A 21,748-nucleotide genomic window follows, 5' to 3' on the forward strand; every position below is an offset into this window, starting at 1 on the left:
CTCTGGGCTCCTGCTTTCGCAGGAGTACGGTCAAGCAGCGCAATCCTCAGCCGAGCGCCTTCTTCAGGATCTCGTTCACCACCTTGGGGTTGGCCTTGCCGCCCATGGCCTTCATCGTCTGGCCGACGAAGAAGCCGAACAGCGCTTCCTTGCCGGCCTTATACTGCTCGACCTTGTCGGCATTGGCGGCGATCACCGCCGCAGCGGCTTCCTCGATCGCGCCGGTATCGGAGGTCTGCTTCAGGCCCTTCTCTTCCACGATCTTGCCGGCCGCATCGCCGGTTTCCAGCATGATCTCGAACACCTGCTTGGCGAGCGTGCCGGACAGCGTGCCATCGGCCACCAGCGCCAGCAGCTCCGCGCCCTGCTCCGGGTTGACCGGGCTGTCGTCCAGCGACTTGCCCAGGCGGTTGAGCGCACCGAACAGCTCGGACAGTAGCCAGTTGGCGGACGCCTTGGCGACCTCGCCCTCGCTCTTCTTCTGGATGCGTGCGCCCTCGGCCAGCAGCGCCTCGAACCAGCGCGCCGTCTCCGCCTCCGCCGTCAGCACCGCGGCGTTATAGGGGGAGAGGCCAAGGCCCTCCTCATAGCGCTTGCGCTTGGCGTCCGGCAGTTCGGGCAGCGAGTGGCGGCATTCCTCAAGGAACGCATCGTCCAGCACCAGCGGCAACAGGTCGGGATCGGGGAAGTAGCGATAATCATGCGCATCTTCCTTCGACCGCATGGAGCGCGTTTCGTTCTTGTCCGGATCGTAGAGGCGGGTTTCCTGCACGATCTTGCCGCCGGCCTCCAGCACATCGACCTGACGGCTCGCCTCATGCTCGATCGTCGCCATGACGAAGCGCACGGAGTTGACGTTCTTCGTCTCGGTCCGCGTGCCGAAGGGCTCGCCGGGCTTGCGCACGGAGACGTTCACGTCCGCGCGCATGGAGCCTTCCTCCATATTGCCGTCGCACGAGCCGACATAGCGCAGGATCGCCCGCAGCTTGCGCAGATAGGCACCGGCCTCGGCGGGCGAGCGCATGTCCGGCCGGCTGACGATCTCCATCAGCGCCACGCCCGAGCGGTTGAGGTCGACATAGCTGCGCGTCGGGTGCTGATCGTGCATCAGCTTGCCCGCATCCTGCTCGACATGGATACGTTCGATGCCGATCACTTTGGTGGCGCTGTCCGGGTCTTTCTCGTCCAGCACGACCTCGATCTCGCCCTCGCCCACCAGCGGGTGGTAGAGCTGGCTGATCTGGTAGCCCTGCGGCAGATCGGCGTAGAAATAATTCTTGCGGTCGAAGCGCGACCATCTGTTGATCTGCGCATTGATCGCCATGCCGGTGCGCACCGCCTGGCGGATGCACTCGCGGTTGGGCACGGGCAGCATGCCGGGCATCGCCGCATCGACAAGGCTCACCTGCGTATTGGGCTCCGCGCCGAACGTCGTGGCCGCGCCCGAAAAGAGCTTCGCCTTGCTCGTGACCTGCGCATGGACCTCAAGGCCGATCACGACCTCCCATTCGCCCGTTGCGCCCTGGATTGTGTAGCTGCTCATGATCCGTTCCGATGATGAATATAGGTGATGAGTGTGAGCATGGCATCGCTGCCCAGCAAGGCGACGATCCAGCAGGCGGTGAGAAGGCGCAGGATCACGACCTCGAACCCCAGCATCTTGCCCGCATGATGCGCCCAGAGCGCGGCGACCATCGCCATGGCGAGGAAGACGGCAGCCAGGCGGAATTCTCCGCGCAGGATGACACTGTTGCCCACGCACAGCCCCAGGATGAACAGCGCGATCGCCACGAAGAACTGCGCCAGCACGACATGGTCGAACGGCCGGTTGTCGATCTCGGCCAGCGAATTGCCGGCATAGGCGCTCAACAGCGCGCCGAAAGCGACGTTGAGCGCGGCCTGCGCCTCGCGAAGAACCTCGACGTTCCGTTCCCGGAAGCCGTCGTTTATCACCACCATTTCTCCGGCCGCGCGGTGAAGCCCGCGCGCTCTTCGATGGCGAGGCCGGCGTTCAGCACGCTTTGCTCGTCCAGCGCCCGGCCGATGATCTGCAGGCCCAGCGGCAGGCCCGCCGAATCGAGCCCACCCGGCACCGCCATCGCCGGCAGCCCGGCCAGCGAAGCCGGCACGGTGAAGACGTCGTTCAGGTACATCGCCAGCGGATCGGCCTGCTTCTCGCCCAATGCAAAGGCGGCGCTGGGCGCGGTCGGCGTCAGCAGCAGGTCGCATTTCTCGAAGGCTTGTTCGAAATCGCGGGCGATCAGCGTGCGCACCTTCTGCGCCTGGGTGTAATAGGCGTCGTAGAAACCGGCCGAGAGCACATAGGTGCCGATCATGATGCGGCGCTTCACTTCCGGGCCGAAACCCGCAGCACGCGTCGCGGCATACATGTCCTGCAAACCGGCGCCATCGGGCAGGTCGCGCTGGCCGTAGCGCACGCCATCATAGCGCGCGAGGTTGGAGGAGGCCTCCGCCGGTGCGATGATGTAGTAGGTCGGCAGCGCGTATTTCGTGTGGGGCAGGGAAACCTCCACCACCTGCGCGCCCGCATCCTTCAGGAAGGCGATGCCCCTGTCCCACAGCGCGGCGATTTCCGCGTTCAGGCCATCGGGGCGATATTCCCTGGGAATGCCGACCGTCTTGCCCTTGAGGTCGCTGGACAGATTGGCTTCCCACTGCGGCACGGCGAGGTCGAGCGAGGTCGCGTCCTTCGGATCGAAACCCGCCATATTCTCCAGCAGGATCGCATTGTCGCGCACGGTGCGCGCCATCGGCCCCGCCTGATCCAGCGAGCTGGCGAAGGCGACGACGCCCCAGCGCGAGCAGCGGCCATAGGTCGGCTTGATGCCCGAAATGCCGGTGAAGGCGGCAGGCTGGCGGATCGAGCCGCCGGTGTCGGTGCCGGTCGCCGCCGGGCACAGCCGCGCGGAGATGGCCGACGCGCTGCCGCCCGAGGAACCACCGGGCGCCAGTGCTGCATTGCCACCATCGTTCCGCCGCCAGGGCGAGACGACATTGCCGAAATAGCTGGTCTCGTTGGACGAACCCATGGCGAACTGGTCGAGGTTCAGCTTGCCCAGCATGCCCGCGCCCGCCGCCCAGAGTTTGCCCGAGACGGTCGATTCATAGGTCGGCACGAAGCCTTCGAGCATGTGGCTCGCGGCGGTGGTCTGCGTTCCCTCCGTGCAGAACAGGTCCTTCATGCCGATCGGCACGCCCGACAGCGGCTTGAGGTCGCCCGAGGCGCGCGCGGCATCTGCCGCGTCGGCCGCTGCCAGCGCCTTTTCCGGGGTCTCTACGATGAAGGCGTTCAGCGCCTTGGCGGCCGCGACATTGGCGTTGAAGCCTTCGGCCACTTCGCGGGCGGAAAAGTCGCCGGCACGGAAGCCGTCGCGAATCTCCGCAACGGTCAGGTTGGTGAGGTCAGTCATTATTCGATCACCTTGGGCACGGCGAAGAAGCCATGTTCCGCCTGGGGCGCATTGGCCAGCACGCGCTCGCGCACATTGCCGTCGGTCACGACATCGTCGCGCAGGCGCAGCGTGTTGGGGATCACCGCCGTCATCGGCTCGACCCCGGTCACATCCACCTGCCCAAGCTGCTCGACCCAGCCCAGGATGTTGTTAAGCTCCGGCACCATTGCCTCCGCCTCGCTCTCCGTCACGCTGATGCGGGAGAGGCTGGCGATTTTCTTGACTGTCTGTAGGTCTATGGACATGAGGGGCCGCTAGCATCGGGCGCGGGCTGCATCAAGCATCGAAGGCCCCTGCAGCGCGTAAAAGGCGTTGGGAGAGGCGCTCTGACAGGGGATCGGCGCCCGGCACAATGAAGGGAGAGCCCGCTTGGCAAGGAAGTTCCTGTATGTCGTCGCGGTCCTGATCGTGCTCACGCTTGCTTCGGCGCTGACCTATCGGCTGTTCGGACAACGGCTGATTTCCGCCGTGATGATCCCGAAAACCGCGTTCGAGCAGCCCCGGCCCACCGGCCCCGATGCCTATGACCGGACGGACATGTGGTATGCCCGCCCCGGCATCGCAAAGGGCAATCCCGCGCTGTGGACGCCGCAGGGGGCGCTGGCGGTGAAACCTGCGGAGCCAAGGGCCGCCATCTTCTTCATCCACCCGACATCCTATTTCGCCGCGTTCAACATCGCCCAATGGAACATGCCGCTGACCGACAAGGACGGCAGCGCCACCGCGATCAACTTCCTCAAAGGTCAGTCCAGCGCCTTCACCGCGGCGGGCGACGTCTGGGCGCCGCGCTATCGCCAGGCGCATCTGGGCGCGTTCCTGACGCCGCAGCCGCAAGCGAAACAGGCGCTGGACGCCGCCTATACGGATGTTTCCGCCGCATTCGACGCCTTCCTGAAGGCCAACCCGACCGGCCCGATCATATTGGCGGGGCATAGCCAGGGGTCGCTGCACCTGCTCCGCCTGCTCCGGGAAAAGGTGGCGGGACACCCGGTCGCAGGCCGAGTCGCGGCGGCCTATGTGGTCGGCTGGCCGGTGTCCGTGACGGCGGACCTGCCGGCGCTCGGCCTGCCCGGCTGCACCATGCGGGGCGAGGCCGGCTGTATCCTCAGCTGGCAGAGCTTTGCCGAACCGGCCGATCCTTCCGCCGTCGTCGGCGTCTATGACGCGGTGCCCGGCTTCAACGGCCAGTCGCGCAAGGGCACGAAGATGCTGTGCGTCAATCCGCTGACCGGCTCACGCGACAGCGCGGCGGCCGCGACGCAGAATCTGGGCACGCTGGTGGACAGCATGCAGGGCACGCCCGAAAAGCTGGTGCCCCACGCCGTTCCCGCCCGCTGCGACGCGCGCGGCTTCCTGCTGATCGGCGATCCGCCCGCTGTGGGTGCGGCGGCGCTGCCCGGCAACAACTATCATGTCTATGACTATGCGCTGTTCTGGGAGAATGTGCGGCGCGACGCCACCGAAAGGCTCTCCACATTTCTGAAACGCTGATCACCGCCGACCGCGCAGCCTTCCGCACCGCCCTGCCCCATGGCGGGCGGCTGATCGGGCTGGACGTGGGCACCAAGACCATCGGCCTTGCGCTGTGCGACGCCGGCTGGTCGATCGCGAGCCCGGCGCACACCATCAATCGCGGCAAGTTCACCCGCGACAAGGCGGTGCTGCGCGACTTCATGGGGCAGCAGCAGGTGAAGGGCATGGTCATCGGCCTGCCGCTCAACATGGATGGCGGCGAATCGCCGCGCAGCCAGGCCTCGCGCGCTTTCGCCCGCAATGTCGCCGACCTTGGCGTGCCGATATTCCTGTGGGACGAGCGCTGGTCGACCGCCGCCGTCACCCGCACCCTGCTGGAAGCGGACGCCAGCCGCGCCCGCCGCGACGTGCTGGTGGACAAGCTGGCGGCGAGCTACATCCTGCAGGGCGCAATCGACGGGCTGATGGCGGGTTGGGACTGATCGCCCCGTTCCTTGGCACCTATCATGGCCTGAACAGCCACCGGACGCCGTGCCGCTCCCGCGCAAGACCGCCCCCTGCCCCCGTGAGCGCCGCGGAAAGGCGATCGTGTAGATACCGGCCGGCGATCAGCCGGCCAGCGCGCGATCAGCGGAAATTGTCGGCGTAGGCCTGAATCTTCAGCGCCTTGGGCACGGTCGGGATCAGCGTGTAGGGGATGGCGTTCTTTTCCGCATAGGCCCTGGCCGCGTCGGCACTGGGGAAGGTCAGGCGCAGTTGCTGCTGCATGTCGCCAGAGCCGGCCCAGCCGGTCAGCGGATCGGCCTGCTTGGCTTCCGTCGGCACATATTCCAGCAGCCATGTGTGGGTAAGGGCCTTGCCGGACTGCATGGCGTTCTTGGGGATCTGATAGATACGCGCGCTCACGCTGTGACTCCGAATATGGCTTGGGCAGTGCTCGCCCTCCCCGTTGCCCCAGCAGACCGGGGCCGTCAAGATTCGCGCGCGATCATTTCCCGCGCATGTCGGCCCTTTTCGTGCGCAATGTGGCCGGGGCCGCCGTCGGATCGTCCGGCCAGGGGTGCCGGGGATAGCGGCCGCGCATCTCCTTGGCGATCTCCGTCCAGCTGCCGGCCCAGAAACCGGGCAGGTCGCGCGTCGTCTGGATCGGCCGGCCGGCCGGCGATGTCAGGCTGAGCACCAGCGGGATGCGCTCCGCGCCCACCACCGGATGCTCGGCCAGACCGAACAGCGCCTGCACCCGCAATTCCACGCGCGGTCCGCCTTCCGCACCATAGTCGATGGCGTGGTGGCTGCCGGCGGGCGAACGGAATTCGGGCGGGGCGAGCCGGTCGATCCGCTGCTTCACATCCCAGCCGAGCAGCCCCTCCAGCATGCCCGACAGCGCGGAACGATCAATGTCGGACAGGCGACGGCGGCCGGCGAGCAGCGACGGCAGCCAGTCGTCGAGACTCTCCATCAGCGCCGGATCGGACAGCGTCGCCTCCCCCGCAAAGGCGGCGCGGGTGCGCAGCGCGCGGGCGGCCTCCGACCAGGGCAGCAGGTCGAGCCCACCCGTGCGCACGCCCTCTGTCAGCGCAGCGACGATGGCGCCCGGGTCGGGCCGGTCATCCGGGCCGCTGGAAAGCCTGACCGCGCCGATCCGCCGCTCCCTCAAGGTCTCGACCCCGCCGGTTTCGGGGCGGAAGCGCACGACCTTGCGCTCTTCAATCCGGTGCGGAAACAGCGCCAGCACCGCCGCCTCGTCCAGCGGCGCGGCCGACAGGATGCGCGCGCCCGCCGCGCTCCCCTGCACCTCGCCCACCGCCAGCCACGGCTCGCGCGCCAGCGGGCTCAGCGGATCGAGGCGGAAACCGCGCCCGCCGATGCTGATCCATTCCGCGCCATCGGCGGAGCGCCGCTTCGCCACCCGATCCGGGAAGGCGAGCGCGAGGCAGAGGCCCACCGCGTCCTCGCCCTCCTGCGCATCATCCTTCCCCTTTTCACCTTGCGCCATCCGCGCCCAACGCTTGGCAAGGCCGCGCCCGGCCTCCGCACGCTTGCCGCCCTCCTGCCGCCAGCGACGGCGGCGCAGGGTGAGGTCGGTGTCGCTCCCGCCAAGGCCACGCTCGCCCAGCAGCACGGCGACCTCCGTCGCCGTCCGCGCCATGCCCCGTTCGCCGGCCCGGATCAGCATATGGGCGATGCGCGGCGCCAGCGGCAGGCGGCCAATGGCACGGCCATGGGCAGTGATCCGGCCATCCTCATCAAGGGCTTCCAGCGCGTGGAGGCGCATCCTCGCCTCGCTGAGCGCTGCGGCGGGCGGCGGATCGATCCAGCGCAGGCTCGCCGGGTCCGCCACACCCCATTGCGCGCAATCGAGCAGCAGTGCGGAAAGGTCGCTTTCCAGGATTTCCGGCGGATCGAAAGGCGGCAGGCCGGCATTGGCGCCCGCCTCCCACAGGCGATAGGCGACGCCCGGCCGCTGCCGCGCGGCGCGGCCCGCGCGCTGGGTGACGGCGGCCTGACTGGCCTTTTCGGTGACAAGGCGCGTGACACCGGCGGCCCGGTCATAGCGCGGGCGGCGGGCAAGGCCGCTGTCCACCACGATCCGCACGCCATCTATGGTCAGGCTGGTCTCGGCGATGCTAGTGGCGAGGATGATCTTGCGCCGCCCCTGTGCGTCGGGACGGATCGCGGCGCGCTGGTCGGCGGGTTCCAGCGATCCGTGCAGGCGATGGAGCGTGACGCCGCCGACCGTCTCCAGCCGCTCCGCCGTCCGCTCGATCTCCGCCACGCCGGGCAGGAAGGCGAGGATGTCGCCTTCCCCCTCCTCCGCCAGCGCGCGGCGGATGGCGGCGGCCATCTCATCCTCGATCCGCGCGGTGGCGGATCGGCCGATATGGCGCAGCGCCAGCGGCTGGATACGCCCCTCGCTCTCGATGACGGGAGCGTCGCCGGGCACGCCCTCCTCCCGCATCAGCGCGGCGAAACGCGCGCCGTCCAGCGTGGCGGACATGGCGAGCAGGCGCAGGTCCGGCCGCAGCGCCGCCTGGGCATCCAGCGCGAGGGCAAGGCCGAAATCGCTGTCGAGGCTGCGTTCATGCACTTCATCGAACAGCACGGCGGAGACGCCCGAAAGTTCCGGATCATCCTGAATGCGGTTGCGGAAAATCCCCTCGGTGAGGACGAGGATGCGGGTCTGCGCCGACTGGAGGCTGTCCATGCGCGTCGCATAGCCCACCGTGCCGCCCGGCTGCTCCCCCATCTGCTGCGCGATCCGCTCCGCCGCCGCCCGCGCCGCCAGCCTGCGCGGCGACAGCAGCAGAATTTGGCCCGTGCACCAGTCTTCCCCCAGCAGCGCCGGCGCCACCGCCGTCGTCTTGCCCGCGCCCGGCGGCGCGACCAGCACGGCATTGCTGCGCACGCGCAGGCACGCCAGCAGATCGGGCAATATGGCGTGGATGGGCAGGCTGGTCATCGCCGCCCCCAATCGCGCCAATCGCCCCGCGCCGCAATCCCCCGGTAATTTTCCGGTGGAGCATCCACGGCGCCGCGCTGGCGCTTCTGGCAGGCAGGCGCTAGCATGGCCGCATCAATTGGGGGCAATGATGATATTTCGATCTGTTTTTCTGACATTAGCGGCTGTGGCAGCTCAGCTTCCCGCGCCGGCCATGGCAGCGACCAAGCCATCCGCGCCCGACATCACTGCCCCAGCCGAGGTCAACAAGCAAATTGAGACATTCTTTTCACTGATAGAAAGCAGCCAAGCTGAAAAAGCCCTGGACGGCATTATCGCTTCCTCACCGCTCTGGGCCAACAAGACCGGGGTGAAGGAACAACTGCTGGCGCAGGTGCAGGCTGCCGAAAAGATTTATGGTCCGATCTCTGGCCATGAACTCGCAAGCATGGACTCACAGGGAACGATGCTGCTGCGCCAATATTGGTTCGCGCAGCATCGCGACATGGTGACACGCTGGGAATTTGATTTCGTCCGTTCGGCCAAGGGGTGGACCATCGCCTATTTCGGCTTCACCGATCAGGCACCCAACTGGTTCTAATCCCCTACCCAAACAAATAAATATGGATCGGGTTCTTCGGGTCGATCAGCATCTTGGCGGTCAGTGCGAGGGACATCACGATCAGCAGCGGCTTGATGAGGTGGCGGCCGAAGCGCATCGCCATGTGGGAGCCGATCTGCCCGCCGATCACGCTGCCGCAGGCCATGGCGAGCCCCGCGATCCAGAGCACATGGCCGCCATGGATCATGGTGAGCAGGCCGGCGAGGTTGCTGGCAAGGTTCGCCGCCTTGGTCTGCGCGGTGGCGCGCATCAGGCTGAGGCCGCCCAGCGCCAGGAAGATGGTGGTGTAGAAGGCGCCTGCGCCGGGGCCGAAGAAACCGTCATAGAAACCGACGGCGCCAACCAGCAGGCTGAGCCCCACCATGCCGACGCGGCTGTGCTTGTCATTGTCGCCCAGGCGCGGCGAGAAGGTGAAATAGACGGCGATGGTGATCAGCAGCGCCGGCATCAGCGGGCCGAGGATCGACGGGCTGACCCGCTGGAGCAGCCAGGCGCCGCCCACAGACCCCACAAAGGCGGCCGCCACCGGCCATTTATAGCGGCGCAGGTCCATATGCCCGGCCCGCGCATAGGCGATGCAGGTGCCGAAGGTGCCGATGCTGGATTGCAGCTTGTTGGTCGCCACCGCCTGCACCGGCGGAATGCCCGCCGCCATCAGCGAGGGCAGCGTGATGAGCCCGCCGCCGCCCGCCATCGCGTCGATGCAGCTGGCCGTCATCGCCGCGCCCGTCAGGAAGACGATGGTCTCCGGCGCCAATGTCATCGTGCAACTGTCATGAAGCGCGCGTCAGTAGGCGCGCGCAATGGCGAACTCCACGGCCTCGATCAGGGCATCCTTGGCCTGTCCATTGGCGAAGCGGCCCAGCGAATCGATGGCGCGCTGGCCATAGAAGCGGGCGCGGGCCAGTGTGTCGGCAATCGCGTCATGGCGGTGCAGCAGGTCCGTCGCATGCGCCAGATCCTCGTCCGACGTCTTGTGCCCGGAAATCGCGGCGCGCCAGAAGCTGCGCTCCTCCTCGCTGCCGCGCGCATAGGCGAGGATGACGGGCAGCGTCACCTTGCCGTCGCGGAAATCGTCGCCCGCATCCTTGCCCATGGTCGCGCCGTCCGACTCATAGTCGATAGCGTCGTCCACCAGCTGGAACGCGATGCCCAGGTTGCGACCATAGCTGTCCAGCGCCTCTTCCTGCGCGATGTCGCGCTCCGCCACCACGGCGGCGATGCGGCAGGCGGCGGCGAACAGCGCGGCGGTCTTCGCCCCGATGATGTCGAGATATTGTTCTTCGCTGGTCTCGATCCGGCGCTGGGCGGTGAGCTGGTTCACCTCGCCCTCGGCGATCACGGCGGAGGCATTGGAGAGGATTTTCAGGACCTTGAGCGATCCATCCTCGACCATCAGCTCGAACGAGCGGGAGAAGAGGAAGTCGCCCACCAGCACGCTGGCGCTGTTGCCCCAGATGATGTTGGCGGTCTTGCGGCCACGGCGCAGGCCGGAGCCGTCCACGACATCGTCGTGCAGCAGCGTGGCGGTGTGGATGAATTCCACGGCGGCGGCCAGCTTGTGATGGCGTGAGCCCGAATAATCCAGCAGCCTGGCACAGGCGAGCGTCAGCATCGGCCGCATCCGCTTGCCACCGCCGGCGATCAGATGGCCGGCCAGTTCCGGGATCAGGGGGATGCGCGACTGCATCCGGTCCAGGATCACGGCATTGATGCTGTTCATATCCTGCGCGACCAGCGCGATCATCGGTTCAAGCGAAGGCGCGGTGTCGCGGCGCAAGGGCACGACATTGGCTGGGGTCGTAACGGTCATGACAGCGCACAAGTGGCGACTGCAAGCCGGATTGGCAAGCGGAATAGCTTGCCTAAGCCGCCCGATCCGGCAAAAAGCGCCCTGTTTGAGGGAGACCGCCGTGGACGAGACGTTGCAACGCTACCGCCAGAGCATCGATAATATCGATGCAGCCTTGGTTTGCATGCTGGCGGAGCGGTTCAAGATCACCCAGGCGGTGGGCGAATATAAGGCGACTCACGATCTGCCCCCGGCCGATCCAGGCCGCGAGGAACGCCAGATCGCCCGCCTGCGCCAGCTGGCCGCCGACGCGCAACTGGACCCCGACTTCACCGAGAAATTCCTGCGCTTCATCATCGACGAGGTGATCCGCCATCATGAGCGGTTGCGCGAGGGGTAAGGGCGGATATCGTTGGATGATAGCGAGGGGAGGAAACCGCCATTTCCCCTGCCGTCATGCCGGACTTGATCCGGGGCCCATGAGCCTCAACCTTCCCTTGGACGTGCAAGCGCGGAGCCAATGGATGCCGTGTCAAGCCCGGCATGACGGCAGGGGGTGGGTCGCTGACTTCCCTTTCCACCCGTCATGCTGAACTTGTTTCAGCATCCATTTCTCCCCACAGGCAGTGGCTGAGAAGGTTGGATAGATCCTGAAACACGTTCAGGATGACAAAAGGAAATGTCCGCAAGTGCTCGCAACCCGCCCTCAAACCACCGCCGGTTCCAATATCCTGATCGTCCCCGCCGCCGCGTCGATTTCCGCCGGGATGCCCATGGGCAGGCTGATCTGGTTGGCGACATGGCCGAACATCGCGCCCTGAAAGGCGGGGACGCCCAGCGGTGCCAGATGCTGGTCCAGTACCTGCGACAGGGTGAAGCCGCCATAGTTGCTGCCGCCGACCGCCTTGCAGTCCGTGCATTGGCCGAAGGCAACGCCCGCCACCTTGCCCAATATGCCGGCGAGCGTCAGCTGCGTCAGCATCCGGTCGATGCGATATTCGGCTTCGTCCGTGTCTTCGATGAACAGGATCGCGCCGTCGAAATCGGGCAGCCAGGGCGTGCCGACCAGCGCGGAGAGCACGGTGAGGTTGCCGCCCAGCAGCCGCCCGCTCGCCTTGCCGGGGCGGAAGGTGCGGATGCCGTTGCGCGGGGCGAGCCGGTCTTCGACAAGCGGCGACGGGCTGTAGAGCGGCGTGCCGGCATCGAAGGCCAGGGCGCGGAACGAATCCCATGACAGCCTGCCCCAGCTGCTCGCGGCATTGGGGCCATGGATGGTGGTGAAGCCCGCCTTCGCGGCGATGGCCAGATGCAGGGCGGTGATGTCGCTGAAACCGATGAGCAGCTTGGGGTTGGCGCGGATCACGTCCCAGTCGAGCAGCGGCAGGATGCGCGCGCAGCCCCACCCGCCGCGCACCGCGAAGATCGCGCGTACATCCTTGTCGGCGAACATCGCGTTCACATCCGCCGCGCGCGCCTTGTCCTCCCCCGCCAGATAGCCGTAGCGCGCCATCAGATGCGGCGCGGGTTTTGGGACAAGCCCCATGGCGCGGATGCTGTCGGACAGCATGGCAAGGTCGAAGGCATCGTTGGTGAAACCGGCCGGCTCGATGAGCCCCACCATGTCACCGGGCCGCAGCCGGGGCGATTTGCGGACGGTCCGCGGAGGGCTGGCGGCGGTGAGGGCATCGAGAGGCAGCGCCATGGCCGCCGCCAGTCCGCTCAACGTCACCAGGGCCGCCGCCATCGCATCACGCCGATCGATCATCACCTGCTTCTCCCAAACCCCGGCGCGCAGTGCTCCTGCGAAAGCAGGAGCCCAGGATCACAGTCTCGCACCCAACCCCGGGCTCCTGCTTTCGCAGGGGCACGAGCTTTCAGCAATGACGGGATCGCGCGCTATTCCCCCGCCGCCGTGCTCAGCCCCAGATCGGGCACCGCGATGGAGCGGCGCCCGCCAAAATCGGTGCGCGCGACGACGACGCCCTGCTTTTCCATATATTCGATCAGGCGGCGCACGCGGCCCGGCGAACTGGTGCCATAGGCGCGGCCCAGCGCGTCATCGTCGGGGCAGGCCCGCCCCTCCATCGCCGCGCGGGCGATAAGCAGGAAGGGCGCGAGCATGTCTTCGGGCAGGCGGGCGGACACGCGCAGCGCCGGTTCCCAGCGCGGATCATGCTCGTCCAGCAGCCCCGCCCGCGCCATCGCCATGCGGCGTCGGAATGCGGTGAGGTCCAGCGGCACCTTCGCCAGCCGGCGCATCCGGCACCGCACCGCGAAATCCTGGTACAGCACCGAGTCGGAGGGGGTGGAGGCGCCCAGATCGGCCACCATCTCCTCCAGCACGGCGCGGATCGCCGCCTCGCGCTCCACCTCGTCGGGCGGCGGCGGGCCATCGTCCCGCGTGACCGGCATGGAAAGGTCGGGCGCGGAGAGGGAGCGGATCAGATCGTCGGCGGCGGGCGCGCGCTGTTCAGGCTCGGCGCGGGGCAGCGGCGCATCCTCGATCCGGGTGAAGAGCATCGCCTGCACATCGTCGCTGGACGCGGTGGGCAGCGGCATCAGCTTGTGCGTGCCGCCCTTGCCCCCCGTCTTCACCGCGCCGATCCGCACCGACACCGGGCGGCGGCAGACGGCGGGGCCAAGCGCCAGGAAGCGGCCGCGCTCAAGATCGCGGATCTGCTCGGCCTGTCGCCGCTCCATGCCCAGCAGGTCGGCGGCGCGGGCCATGTCGATATCCAGGAAGGTGCGGCCCATCAGGAAGTTCGACGCTTCGGCCGCGACATTCTTGGCAAGCTTCGCCAGCCGCTGCGTCGCGATCACCCCGGCAAGGCCGCGCTTGCGCCCGCGGCACATGAGGTTGGTCATCGCCGCAAGGCTGACGCGGCGGGCTTCGTCGGACACATCGCCGGCGGCGGCGGGGGCAAACATCTGCGCCTCGTCCACCACCACCAGCACGGGATACCAATGCTCACGCGGGGCGTCGAACAGGGCGTTGAGGAAGATCGCGGCGCATTTCATCTGCGCGTCGATCTCCAGCTGCTCCAGGTTCAGCACCACGGACGCGCGATGTTCGCGGATGCGCGTGGCGATTCGCCCGATCTCGCGCTCATTATAGCTGCCCGCGTCGATCTCTATATGGCCGAAGGCATCGCACAGCGTGACGAAATCCCCCTCCGGGTCGATCACCACCTGCTGCACCAATGCCGCGCTTTCCTCCAGCAGGCGGCGCAGCAGATGCGACTTTCCCGACCCTGAATTGCCCTGCACGAGCAGGCGGGTGGCGAGCAATTCTTCCACGTCCACGCGCACGGGGTTGCCCGTTGCGTCCGTTCCTATCTCGATTCCGGCTGTCACGCTCCCGCTTTGCCGGGCGATGCGCCGTCAGGCAAGAGGCGGCACGTGCAATCGGCAGGGAGCGGGCCCGCGACGCACGCCACGGGAGGCCCATGCAACAGCGGCCGAATGCATGGCGATGGCTGGACGATCACTCCTGCAATGCCCCTGTAATTGCTCGCGCAATCGATTGCGCAGCCCCGCAATCTTCCCTTGACCCAGGCCCTGTTGCGATGCAGCATCTGACCATGTCGACAGCACCTTCCGTCAGCCAGAATCCCGATATCCGCTACCTTGGCCGCCTGCTCGGCAATGTGATCCGTGCCTATGGCGGCGACCAGCTGTACCGGCAGACGGAATATATCCGCTCGGCCTCGGTCGATCGCGCGCGCGGGGTCGCGGGGGCCGATCTGGTCGATACCGGCCTGGGCGCGCTCGGCCTGGACGACACCCTGTCCTTCGTGCGCGGCTTCATGCTGTTTTCGATGCTGGCCAATCTGGCGGAAGACCGGCAGGGCGTGGCCATAGAACCGGGCGCCGACCTGGCCTCCGCCATCGCCGCGCTGGAGGACCAGGGCATCGGCCGCGACGCGGTGATGGCGCTGCTCGACCGTTCGCTGATCGTCCCCGTGCTCACCGCCCACCCGACCGAGGTGCGGCGCAAGAGCATGATCGACCACAAGAACCGCATCGCCGACCTGATGCTGATGCGCGACGCGGGCACGCTGGAAACCGACAATGGCGAGCGCGTGGACGAGGCGATTTCCCGCCAGATCGCGCTGCTGTGGCAGACCCGCCCGCTGCGCCGCGAGCGGCTATATGTGCAGGATGAGATCGACAACGTCCTTGCCTATTTCACCGACACCTTCCTGCCCGTGCTCCCTGCCCTGTATGCGCGCTGGGAGCGGGTGCTGGGCGCGCGGCCGCAAAGCTTCCTGCGCGTGGGCAGCTGGATCGGCGGCGACCGGGACGGCAACCCCTATGTGCAGGCGCCGCAGCTGAAAAGCGCCCTCTCCCGCGCCTGCGAGCGGGCGCTCGCTTATTATCTCGATTCCCTGCATGCGCTGGGCGCCGAACTCTCGCTGTCCACCGAGCTGGCGCATGTCTCCGACGATGTGCTGGCGCTGGCGCAGGCCAGCGGCGACAATTCGCCGAGCCGGCAGGACGAGCCCTATCGCCGCGCCATTTCCGGCATCTATGCGCGGCTGAGCGTCACCTATGAAAAGCTGACGGGCGGCCCGCCGCCGCGCCCCTCCCGCCTGGCCGGGGCGCCCTATGACGATCCCGCCGCCTTCCGCCGCGACCTTGTCACCGTCGCGCAGGGGCTGGCGGGCGAGGGAGACGGCACGCTGTCGACTGGCGGCGCGCTGGGCCGGCTGATCCGCGCGGTCGAAACCTTCGGCTTCCACCTCGCCACGCTCGACATGCGGCAGAACAGCGACGTGCATGAGCGCGTGGTGGCCGAGTTGCTGAAGGTCGCCGGGGTGGAGGCGGACTATGCCGGGCTGGACGAACTGGCCCGCATCGCCCTGCTCCGCCGCGAGCTTGCGACCAACCGGCCACTGGGCGCCCGCAATTTCGACTATAGCGAGGAAACCGCGTCGGAACTGGAGATTGTGCGCGCGGCGGCGGAGGCGCTCGACACCTACGGCCCGCAATGCATCACCCATTATATCATCAGCAAGGCGACCAGCGTGTCCGACCTGCTGGAGGTCAACATCGTCCTGAAGGAAGCGGGCCTGTGGCGCGCCGCCAATGGCGACACCCCGCCCGTCGCGCCGGTGATGGCGGTGCCGCTGTTCGAGACGATCGAGGATCTGGAGAACGCGCCCGCCGTGATGTCCGCCTATTTCGGCCTGCCGGAGATCGGCGGCCTGGTGAAGACGCGCGGCCATCAGGAAGTGATGATCGGCTATTCGGACAGCAACAAGGATGGCGGCTACATCACCTCCACCTGGGGGCTGTTCCAGGCGAGCCGGGCGCTGGAGCCGGTGTTCGAAAAGGCTTCGACCGCGATGCAGCTGTTCCATGGCCGCGGCGGCGCGGTGGGGCGCGGCGGCGGCTCCTCCTATGCCGCGATCCGGGCGCAGCCGCCGGGCAGCGTGCAGGGCCGCATCCGCATCACCGAACAGGGCGAGGTGATCGCCGCCAAATTCGGCACGCGCGACGTCGCCATGGTCAATCTGGAGGCGACAGCCAGCGCCACGATCCGCGCCACTCTGGAACCCGAGGCACTGTCCCAGCGCGACGCGACCCGTTTCGCCGAGGCGATGGACAAGCTGTCGAAATCCGCCTTCACCGCCTATCGCGACCTCGTCTACGGCACGGCGGGGTTCGAGGATTTCTTCCGCGAGCTGACGCCCATCCAGGAGATTTCCGGCCTCAAGATCGGATCGCGCCCCGCCAGCCGCACCAAGAGCAAGCGGATCGAGGATCTGCGCGCCATCCCCTGGGTGTTCAGCTGGGCACAGGCGCGGGTGATGCTGCCGGGCTGGTATGGCGTGGGCCAGGCGCTCGACCGGTTCGAGGACAAGGCGCTGCTGGCCGACATGGCGCAATATTGGCCGTTCCTGCAATCCGCACTCGGCAATATGGAAATGGTGCTGGCGAAATCCGATCTTGGCATCGCCGCGCAATATCTGCCGCTGGTCAAGGATCAGGCGGCGGCGGAGGCGATGTTCGGCCGCATCCGCGAAGGCTGGCGCCTTGCCCATGACGGGCTGCTCAAGGCCACCGACCAGACCCGCCTGCTGGAAAAGAACCCGGCGCTGGACACCTCCATCCGCCTGCGCCTGCCCTATATCGAGCCGCTGAACCTGCTGCAGGTGGAACTGCTCAAGCGCCACCGCGCGGGCGAGGACGATGCCCGGATCAAGGAAGGCATCGAACTGTCGATCAACGCCATCGCGACCGCGCTGCGCAACAGCGGCTGATGGCTGGCGGCGTGAGCCGTGCCGCGCCCGGCCTGGCGGGAACGGCTATGCCCGTACGCGGACAAGGCGCAAGGCGGCGGGCGGCGGGACTTCATCTTCTTCCATGCCGGGGATGACTTTCAGCGGCATGGATGTCCACAGGCACAGCTGGTTGCGGCCGCGACGCTTGGCTTCATAAAGGGCGTTGTCCGCCCGCTCCATCAGCGTGCTGAGGTCGACAGGCCCGTCCGCCATCAGGGCAATGCCGATGCTGACGGTCGTATGCGCCCTGGCATTGTGGAACCGGTCGGAAATCCCGGCGAAATCGGCGCAGATCGCATTGCCCAGCCGGGACGTTGCGCTGCTGTCCAGATCGGGCAGGAAGATGACGAATTCGTCCCCGCCAAGCCGGGCAAGCAAGGCACCATCGGGCAGAAGCCGGTCCAGCACCTCCACCAGCGCGAGCAGCAGCCGGTCGCCCACGCCATGCCCAAGGGTATCGTTGACCGACTTGAAGCGGTCGACATCCAGCAGCATCAACGCCCCCGCGCCATCGGCCGCCGCCGCGCGAATGCAGACCGAGGCCCGGCTGTTGAACGCCCGGCGGTTCAGCACCCCCGTCAATGGATCACGCTCCGCCAGCGCCGCGATCTCATATTCCCGGCGCAGGCGAACGGAGGCCGCCATCATCAGCGCCAGCAGCACCTCGATCAATATGCCTTCGAACAGCGACAGCTGGATCACCAGCCCCTTGAATTGCAGGAGGTTGGCGGACGCGCCGGGCATCAGCACCAATATGGTCTTGGCGCAATAGAACAGGCCGTGGAACAGGAACACCGCGCCCATGCGCCCGGCGGTGGGCGCATCCCCCCGCGCCGCGGACGCGCGCAGCAATTGCGCGCCCTTCAGCGTGAGCACGCTCACCAGGACCGAGTTCAGCGCAAGGAAGGCCAGCATGCGGTCGCCGCCGATCGGCATCAGCAGGGCAAGCGGCCAGACCATGAGCGGCACCAGCCAGCCATGCGGGAGCCGCCGGCCGACGAAGCGCGCGATGCCCTGGAGGAACAGCAGATGCGCGGCAATGAGCAGGCCATTGGCCACCCACACGCCCCACAGGAACGAGACGTTCAGGCGCAGGGGCGAGATCGCGCATCCCACCGCGACGGACGCGAAACCGGCGCTCCAGAACAGCAACGCCCTGTCCTGCACCACGCGCCATTCGAACGCCAGGAACCCGGCAGCGATCACCGCAATGCCAAGGGTCAGCAGCAGCATTGTCAGTGCGTTGATTACCATGGATGGATCGCCTGGGGGTGGGCCTGTGGACCCCATAACCGGCTGATCTAAATAAAGTCTTTCAGCATGATGGCGTCATGGCCGGGGCGGCCCGCTGCCCCCCCCCGCCGGGGCGCGGCGCATGGAGGCCGGGGCCATGCGCGCGCCGCGCGACGGCGCCCGGTCTTGGGCGCCGGTCTCGGCCCCGGTCTTGGCCCCAGCCTTTCTCCCGGCTTCGTCTGTCGCGGTTATTGCGCGGTCCAGCCGCCATCCACCATCATGTTGGCGCCGGTGATGTTCGCCGCTTCGTCGCGGCACAGGAACAGCGCCATCGCCGCCACCTGATCCACAGTCACGAACTGCTTGGTCGGCTGCCCGGCGAGCAGTACGTCGTTCATCACCTGCTCGCGCGTCATGCCGCGCGCCTTCATCGTGTCGGGGATCTGGTTTTCCACCAGCGGGGTCCAGACATAGCCAGGCGAGATACAGTTGGCGGTGATGCCGAAGGTCGCGGTTTCCAGCGCCACCGTCTTGGTGAAGCCGAACAGGCCATGCTTGGCGGTCACATAAGCGCTCTTGAAGGGCGATGCGGTCATCGAATGGGCCGATGCCGTCTGGATCAGCCGCCCCCACTTCCTTTCCTTCATATAGGGCAGCGCCAGGCGCGTCGTGTGGAAGGCGCTGTTGAGGTTGAGCGCGATGATCAGGTCCCATTTGTCGAGCGGGAATTCCTCGACCGGGGCGACATGCTGCATGCCGGCATTGTTGATGAGGATGTCGACCCCGCCGAAGGCATCGGCCGCGTCCTTCATCATCGCCTCGATCTGGTCGACCTTGGTCAGGTCATGGCCGCTGTAGAGCGCCTTCGCACCGCTCGCCGCCTCCAGCGCCAGCCGCTCCGTCTCGATCGCGCCCGCATCGCCGAAACCGTTGATGACGATGTTCGCCCCTTCGGCCGCCAGTACCTTCGCATAGGCGAGGCCGATGCCGGAGGTCGATCCGGTGATGAGCGCGGTCTTGCCTTTCAGGATCATGCCTTTTTCTCCTTGAGATGATCGGGACGGTCGAGGTCGAATGTCGCGCTCGTGCCATCCAGGATATTGCGGGCGATCAGGTCGCCCTTGTGCATCACATCGTCCACGGCGTCGCGGCCCTGCCCCCAGTGATCCAGCATCGTACCGCGCGAAAATTCGAAATCGCGCGCGCCGCTTTCCCAGGCGCGGCTGCGATAGATGAGATGGACGATGTTGACCGCGCCCTCGTCCAGCAGCGCACGCACCCGCTGCACCTCCGGGTCGCCGCACATCTCGGCGGGCAGGTGGTTGAGCACGGCGCGGATCGCCTTGTGCTCGCGGCGCAGGCGCAGGTAGATGTCCGTCACCTGACGCGTCCGGCTGGAGAACTGGATGTCCTTCTGCCGCGAACAGACATCGCTCATCTGCCGGGGCAGCGGCCCTTCGGCCGGGAACAGGTCCACCTGGAACACCAGCATGTCTTCCCGCTGATGGTCCAGCACATAGGCCAGCGGAGTGTTGGAGACGATGCCGCCATCCCAATAATAGCGCCCGTCGATCTCGACCGCGGGCAGGCCGGGCGGCAATGCGCCCGACGCCATGATATGGCGCGCGTCGATGCGCGTGTTGACGCCGCGTCCGCCATCCTTGCCGCGCGTATCGAAATAGGCGAAGTTGCCGCTCTCCACATCCACCGCGCCCACCGAAAGGCGCACGGAGCCGTCGTTCAGCAGATCCCAGTCGACCAGTTCGTCCAGCGTCTGCCGCAGCGGCTGGGCATCGTAGAAACTGGTCGCCCCCTTCGACCCTTCGGGCATGAACGGCGCGGGGATCAGGTGCGGGCGGAACATGCCCGGCACGCCGAACATCGCGACCGCGCTCGCCGCCGCCATATGCGCGGCCTCCCGGATATGATCATTGTCCGGCAGCCACAGATTGGGCATGCCGCCGGACACCTTCTCCCAGAAGCGGCGCAGCTTTTCCATGCGCTGGCCCGGCGGATTGCCGGCGATGATCGCGGCGTTGACCGCGCCGATGGAAATGCCCGCCACCCAGTCGATATCGATGCCGAGTTCGTCCAGCTTTTCATAGGCGCCCGCCTGGAAGGAACCCAGCGCGCCGCCGCCCTGGAAGAGGAGCGCCACCTGATCCGGCAATGGCATGGAGGATTTGGCCTTCCGGCCGCGAGTCTGCGTATGGATGTTCATATTGCAGCGCAATACAGCAAAGTGCATGGCCTGCGCCATCGTTCCTGTCCACATGGACAAGATTTCATGGCCCGGCCATGCGTGCAGGCGGCATCGCGCAGGGCGGTTTCCACTGGCGCCAGTTTCGCCTAAGTCTGTGCAAAAGGACCAGCGGAGAACCGGAAGATGCGTCTCGACGACGAGCAGGAAAGCACAAATTTCGAGGTGCAGGATGGTCGCAGCGGCGGCGGCATGGGCTTTGGCGGCGGCGGTGGCGGCGGCATGCTGGGCCTGTTGCTCCCCCTGATCGGCAGTCGTTTCGGCTGCGCCGGCATCGCGATCGTCCTCGTCATCATGGTCGTCATGGGCATCAACCCGCTATCGCTGATCGGCGGCATGCAACAGGGCGGCGCCCCCACCAGCCAGACGCAGGTGCAGGGCAGCAAGGACCCCAAGCAGTTGACGGACATCCAGCACTGGTCGTTGAAGGTGCTGGGATCGACCGAGCGGGTGTGGGGCAAGGAATTCCAGCAGTCGGGCCAGAGCTACCAGCCGACCGTCCTGTCCTTCTACAGCCAGAACGGCATGTCGGGCTGCGGCGCGGCGCAATCGGCGATGGGGCCGTTCTACTGCCCCAACGACCAGAAAGTCTATCTGGACACGGATTTCTTCGCCGAACTGCGCGACCGCTTCGGCGCGCCGGGCGATTTCGCCCAGGCCTATGTGATCGCGCATGAGGTGGGCCATCATATCCAGGACCTGGAAGGCACGCTGGGCGAGGTGAACAAGCGCCAGCGCGCCGTGAGCGAAGATCAGGGCAATGCCCTGCAGGTGAAGGTCGAGCTGCAGGCGGATTGCTATGCCGGCGTCTGGGCGAAGCAGACCGGCCTCATGGAAGCGGGCGACCTGGAGGAAGGCATGAAGGCCGCGCAGGCGATCGGCGACGATACGCTGCAAAAGGCCGCCGGCCGCCGCCCCGTGCCCGAAAGCTTCACCCATGGCACCAGCGAGCAGCGGATGACATGGCTGCGCAAGGGACTGGACAGCGGCGATCCGGCGCAATGCGACACGTTCAAGGCGGCGATCTGACGGGAGACGGCTTCGCCGCCGCCGGGGCCCGCGCGGATCGTGCCGGGCGGATCATGCCAGGGCGGCGCGTTTGGACCCTGCACCTGCATCCGGCCGATGAGCGTACCACCCTGCATGCCGCCGTTCAGCGACAGTGGGTT

19 protein-coding genes are annotated in these 21,748 nt (G+C 67.0%); 6 read left to right on the plus strand and 13 right to left on the minus strand.

Translation table 11 applies throughout. From position 1 onward, the window contains the following. Positions 1–46 precede the first annotated feature (46 nt). The 4 genes from gatB to gatC are packed head-to-tail and all read right to left on the minus strand — an operon-like array spanning position 47 to position 3,718. Positions 47–1,543, minus strand: coding sequence for an Asp-tRNA(Asn)/Glu-tRNA(Gln) amidotransferase subunit GatB (gene gatB / locus WFP78_RS04325; protein ID WP_336959072.1), 1,497 nt, complete (start codon positions 1,541–1,543; stop codon positions 47–49). After that, positions 1,540–1,959, minus strand: coding sequence for a hypothetical protein (locus tag WFP78_RS04330; protein ID WP_336959074.1), 420 nt, complete (start codon positions 1,957–1,959; stop codon positions 1,540–1,542). The genes gatB and WFP78_RS04330 overlap by 4 nt, the downstream gene beginning before the upstream one ends. Further along, complete coding sequence (gene gatA, locus WFP78_RS04335; RefSeq protein ID WP_336959076.1) at positions 1,950–3,431, minus strand: Asp-tRNA(Asn)/Glu-tRNA(Gln) amidotransferase subunit GatA; 1,482 nt, start codon at positions 3,429–3,431, stop codon at positions 1,950–1,952. Before gatA ends, WFP78_RS04330 begins: the two co-directional genes overlap by 10 nt. Beyond that, on the minus strand, positions 3,431–3,718 hold the full coding sequence (gene gatC / locus WFP78_RS04340; protein ID WP_336959078.1) for an Asp-tRNA(Asn)/Glu-tRNA(Gln) amidotransferase subunit GatC: 288 nt from the start codon (positions 3,716–3,718) through the stop codon (positions 3,431–3,433). Before gatC ends, gatA begins: the two co-directional genes overlap by 1 nt. Positions 3,719–3,842: 124 nt before the next feature. Between gatC and WFP78_RS04345 the strand changes: the two genes are divergently transcribed. Together WFP78_RS04345 and ruvX are read left to right on the plus strand one after the other, a co-directional pair. Continuing rightward, positions 3,843–4,964 (plus strand): DUF3089 domain-containing protein, encoded by a 1,122-nt coding sequence (locus WFP78_RS04345; RefSeq protein WP_336959080.1) that lies wholly within the window; start codon positions 3,843–3,845, stop codon positions 4,962–4,964. Beyond that, a complete protein-coding gene (gene ruvX / locus WFP78_RS04350; protein WP_336959408.1) occupies positions 4,961–5,428 on the plus strand; it encodes a Holliday junction resolvase RuvX in 468 nt (155 codons plus the stop codon). Before WFP78_RS04345 ends, ruvX begins: the two co-directional genes overlap by 4 nt. Before the next feature lie 145 nt (positions 5,429–5,573). Here ruvX and WFP78_RS04355 read toward each other — a convergent pair whose 3' ends face one another. Both WFP78_RS04355 and hrpB read right to left on the minus strand, forming a co-directional pair. After that, positions 5,574–5,852 (minus strand): ETC complex I subunit, encoded by a 279-nt coding sequence (locus WFP78_RS04355; RefSeq protein ID WP_336959082.1) that lies wholly within the window; start codon positions 5,850–5,852, stop codon positions 5,574–5,576. A gap of 82 nt (positions 5,853–5,934) precedes the next feature. Beyond that, positions 5,935–8,406, minus strand: coding sequence for an ATP-dependent helicase HrpB (gene hrpB / locus WFP78_RS04360; RefSeq protein WP_336959084.1), 2,472 nt, complete (start codon positions 8,404–8,406; stop codon positions 5,935–5,937). Between hrpB and WFP78_RS04365 the strand changes: the two genes are divergently transcribed. Further along, complete coding sequence (locus WFP78_RS04365) at positions 8,390–8,986, plus strand: hypothetical protein (RefSeq protein WP_336959086.1); 597 nt, start codon at positions 8,390–8,392, stop codon at positions 8,984–8,986. The genes hrpB and WFP78_RS04365 overlap by 17 nt on opposite strands. Positions 8,987–8,990: 4 nt before the next feature. Here WFP78_RS04365 and WFP78_RS04370 read toward each other — a convergent pair whose 3' ends face one another. Beyond that, a complete protein-coding gene (locus tag WFP78_RS04370) occupies positions 8,991–9,770 on the minus strand; it encodes a TSUP family transporter (RefSeq protein WP_336959088.1) in 780 nt (259 codons plus the stop codon). Positions 9,771–9,794: 24 nt separating this feature from the next. Next, positions 9,795–10,820 (minus strand): polyprenyl synthetase family protein, encoded by a 1,026-nt coding sequence (locus WFP78_RS04375; protein WP_336959091.1) that lies wholly within the window; start codon positions 10,818–10,820, stop codon positions 9,795–9,797. Between the two features lie 100 nt (positions 10,821–10,920). On the opposite strand from WFP78_RS04375, the gene WFP78_RS04380 reads away from it, so the two are divergent. After that, a complete protein-coding gene (locus WFP78_RS04380) occupies positions 10,921–11,199 on the plus strand; it encodes a chorismate mutase (RefSeq protein ID WP_336959093.1) in 279 nt (92 codons plus the stop codon). 306 nt (positions 11,200–11,505) lie between these two features. Here WFP78_RS04380 and WFP78_RS04385 read toward each other — a convergent pair whose 3' ends face one another. Continuing rightward, positions 11,506–12,564, minus strand: coding sequence for a S66 peptidase family protein (locus WFP78_RS04385; protein WP_419722916.1), 1,059 nt, complete (start codon positions 12,562–12,564; stop codon positions 11,506–11,508). 131 nt (positions 12,565–12,695) lie between these two features. Further along, the gene (locus tag WFP78_RS04390; RefSeq protein ID WP_336959095.1) at positions 12,696–14,153 is read right to left on the minus strand and encodes an ATP-binding protein; all 1,458 of its coding nucleotides are present in this window, start codon (positions 14,151–14,153) and stop codon (positions 12,696–12,698) included. A gap of 227 nt (positions 14,154–14,380) precedes the next feature. On the opposite strand from WFP78_RS04390, the gene ppc reads away from it, so the two are divergent. After that, the gene (gene ppc, locus WFP78_RS04395) at positions 14,381–17,065 is read left to right on the plus strand and encodes a phosphoenolpyruvate carboxylase (protein ID WP_336959097.1); all 2,685 of its coding nucleotides are present in this window, start codon (positions 14,381–14,383) and stop codon (positions 17,063–17,065) included. A gap of 45 nt (positions 17,066–17,110) precedes the next feature. Here the strand turns inward: ppc and WFP78_RS04400 are convergent, their stop codons facing one another. The 3 genes from WFP78_RS04400 to WFP78_RS04410 form a co-directional block, all read right to left on the minus strand. Further along, the gene (locus WFP78_RS04400; protein WP_336959100.1) at positions 17,111–18,340 is read right to left on the minus strand and encodes a GGDEF domain-containing protein; all 1,230 of its coding nucleotides are present in this window, start codon (positions 18,338–18,340) and stop codon (positions 17,111–17,113) included. A gap of 227 nt (positions 18,341–18,567) precedes the next feature. Then, positions 18,568–19,353: a 3-hydroxybutyrate dehydrogenase gene (locus tag WFP78_RS04405; protein WP_336959102.1), complete on the minus strand. Its 786-nt coding sequence runs from the start codon at positions 19,351–19,353 to the stop codon at positions 18,568–18,570. Beyond that, complete coding sequence (locus tag WFP78_RS04410; protein WP_336959104.1) at positions 19,350–20,540, minus strand: patatin-like phospholipase family protein; 1,191 nt, start codon at positions 20,538–20,540, stop codon at positions 19,350–19,352. The genes WFP78_RS04405 and WFP78_RS04410 overlap by 4 nt, the downstream gene beginning before the upstream one ends. Positions 20,541–20,705: 165 nt before the next feature. Here WFP78_RS04410 and ypfJ point away from each other — a divergent pair, with 165 nt between their 5' ends. Then, positions 20,706–21,608, plus strand: coding sequence for a KPN_02809 family neutral zinc metallopeptidase (gene ypfJ, locus WFP78_RS04415; RefSeq protein WP_336959106.1), 903 nt, complete (start codon positions 20,706–20,708; stop codon positions 21,606–21,608). Positions 21,609–21,748: the final 140 nt, after the last annotated feature.

The organism is Sphingobium aquiterrae (assembly GCF_037154135.1).
In the GTDB taxonomy this organism is placed as follows: domain Bacteria; phylum Pseudomonadota; class Alphaproteobacteria; order Sphingomonadales; family Sphingomonadaceae; genus Sphingobium; species Sphingobium aquiterrae.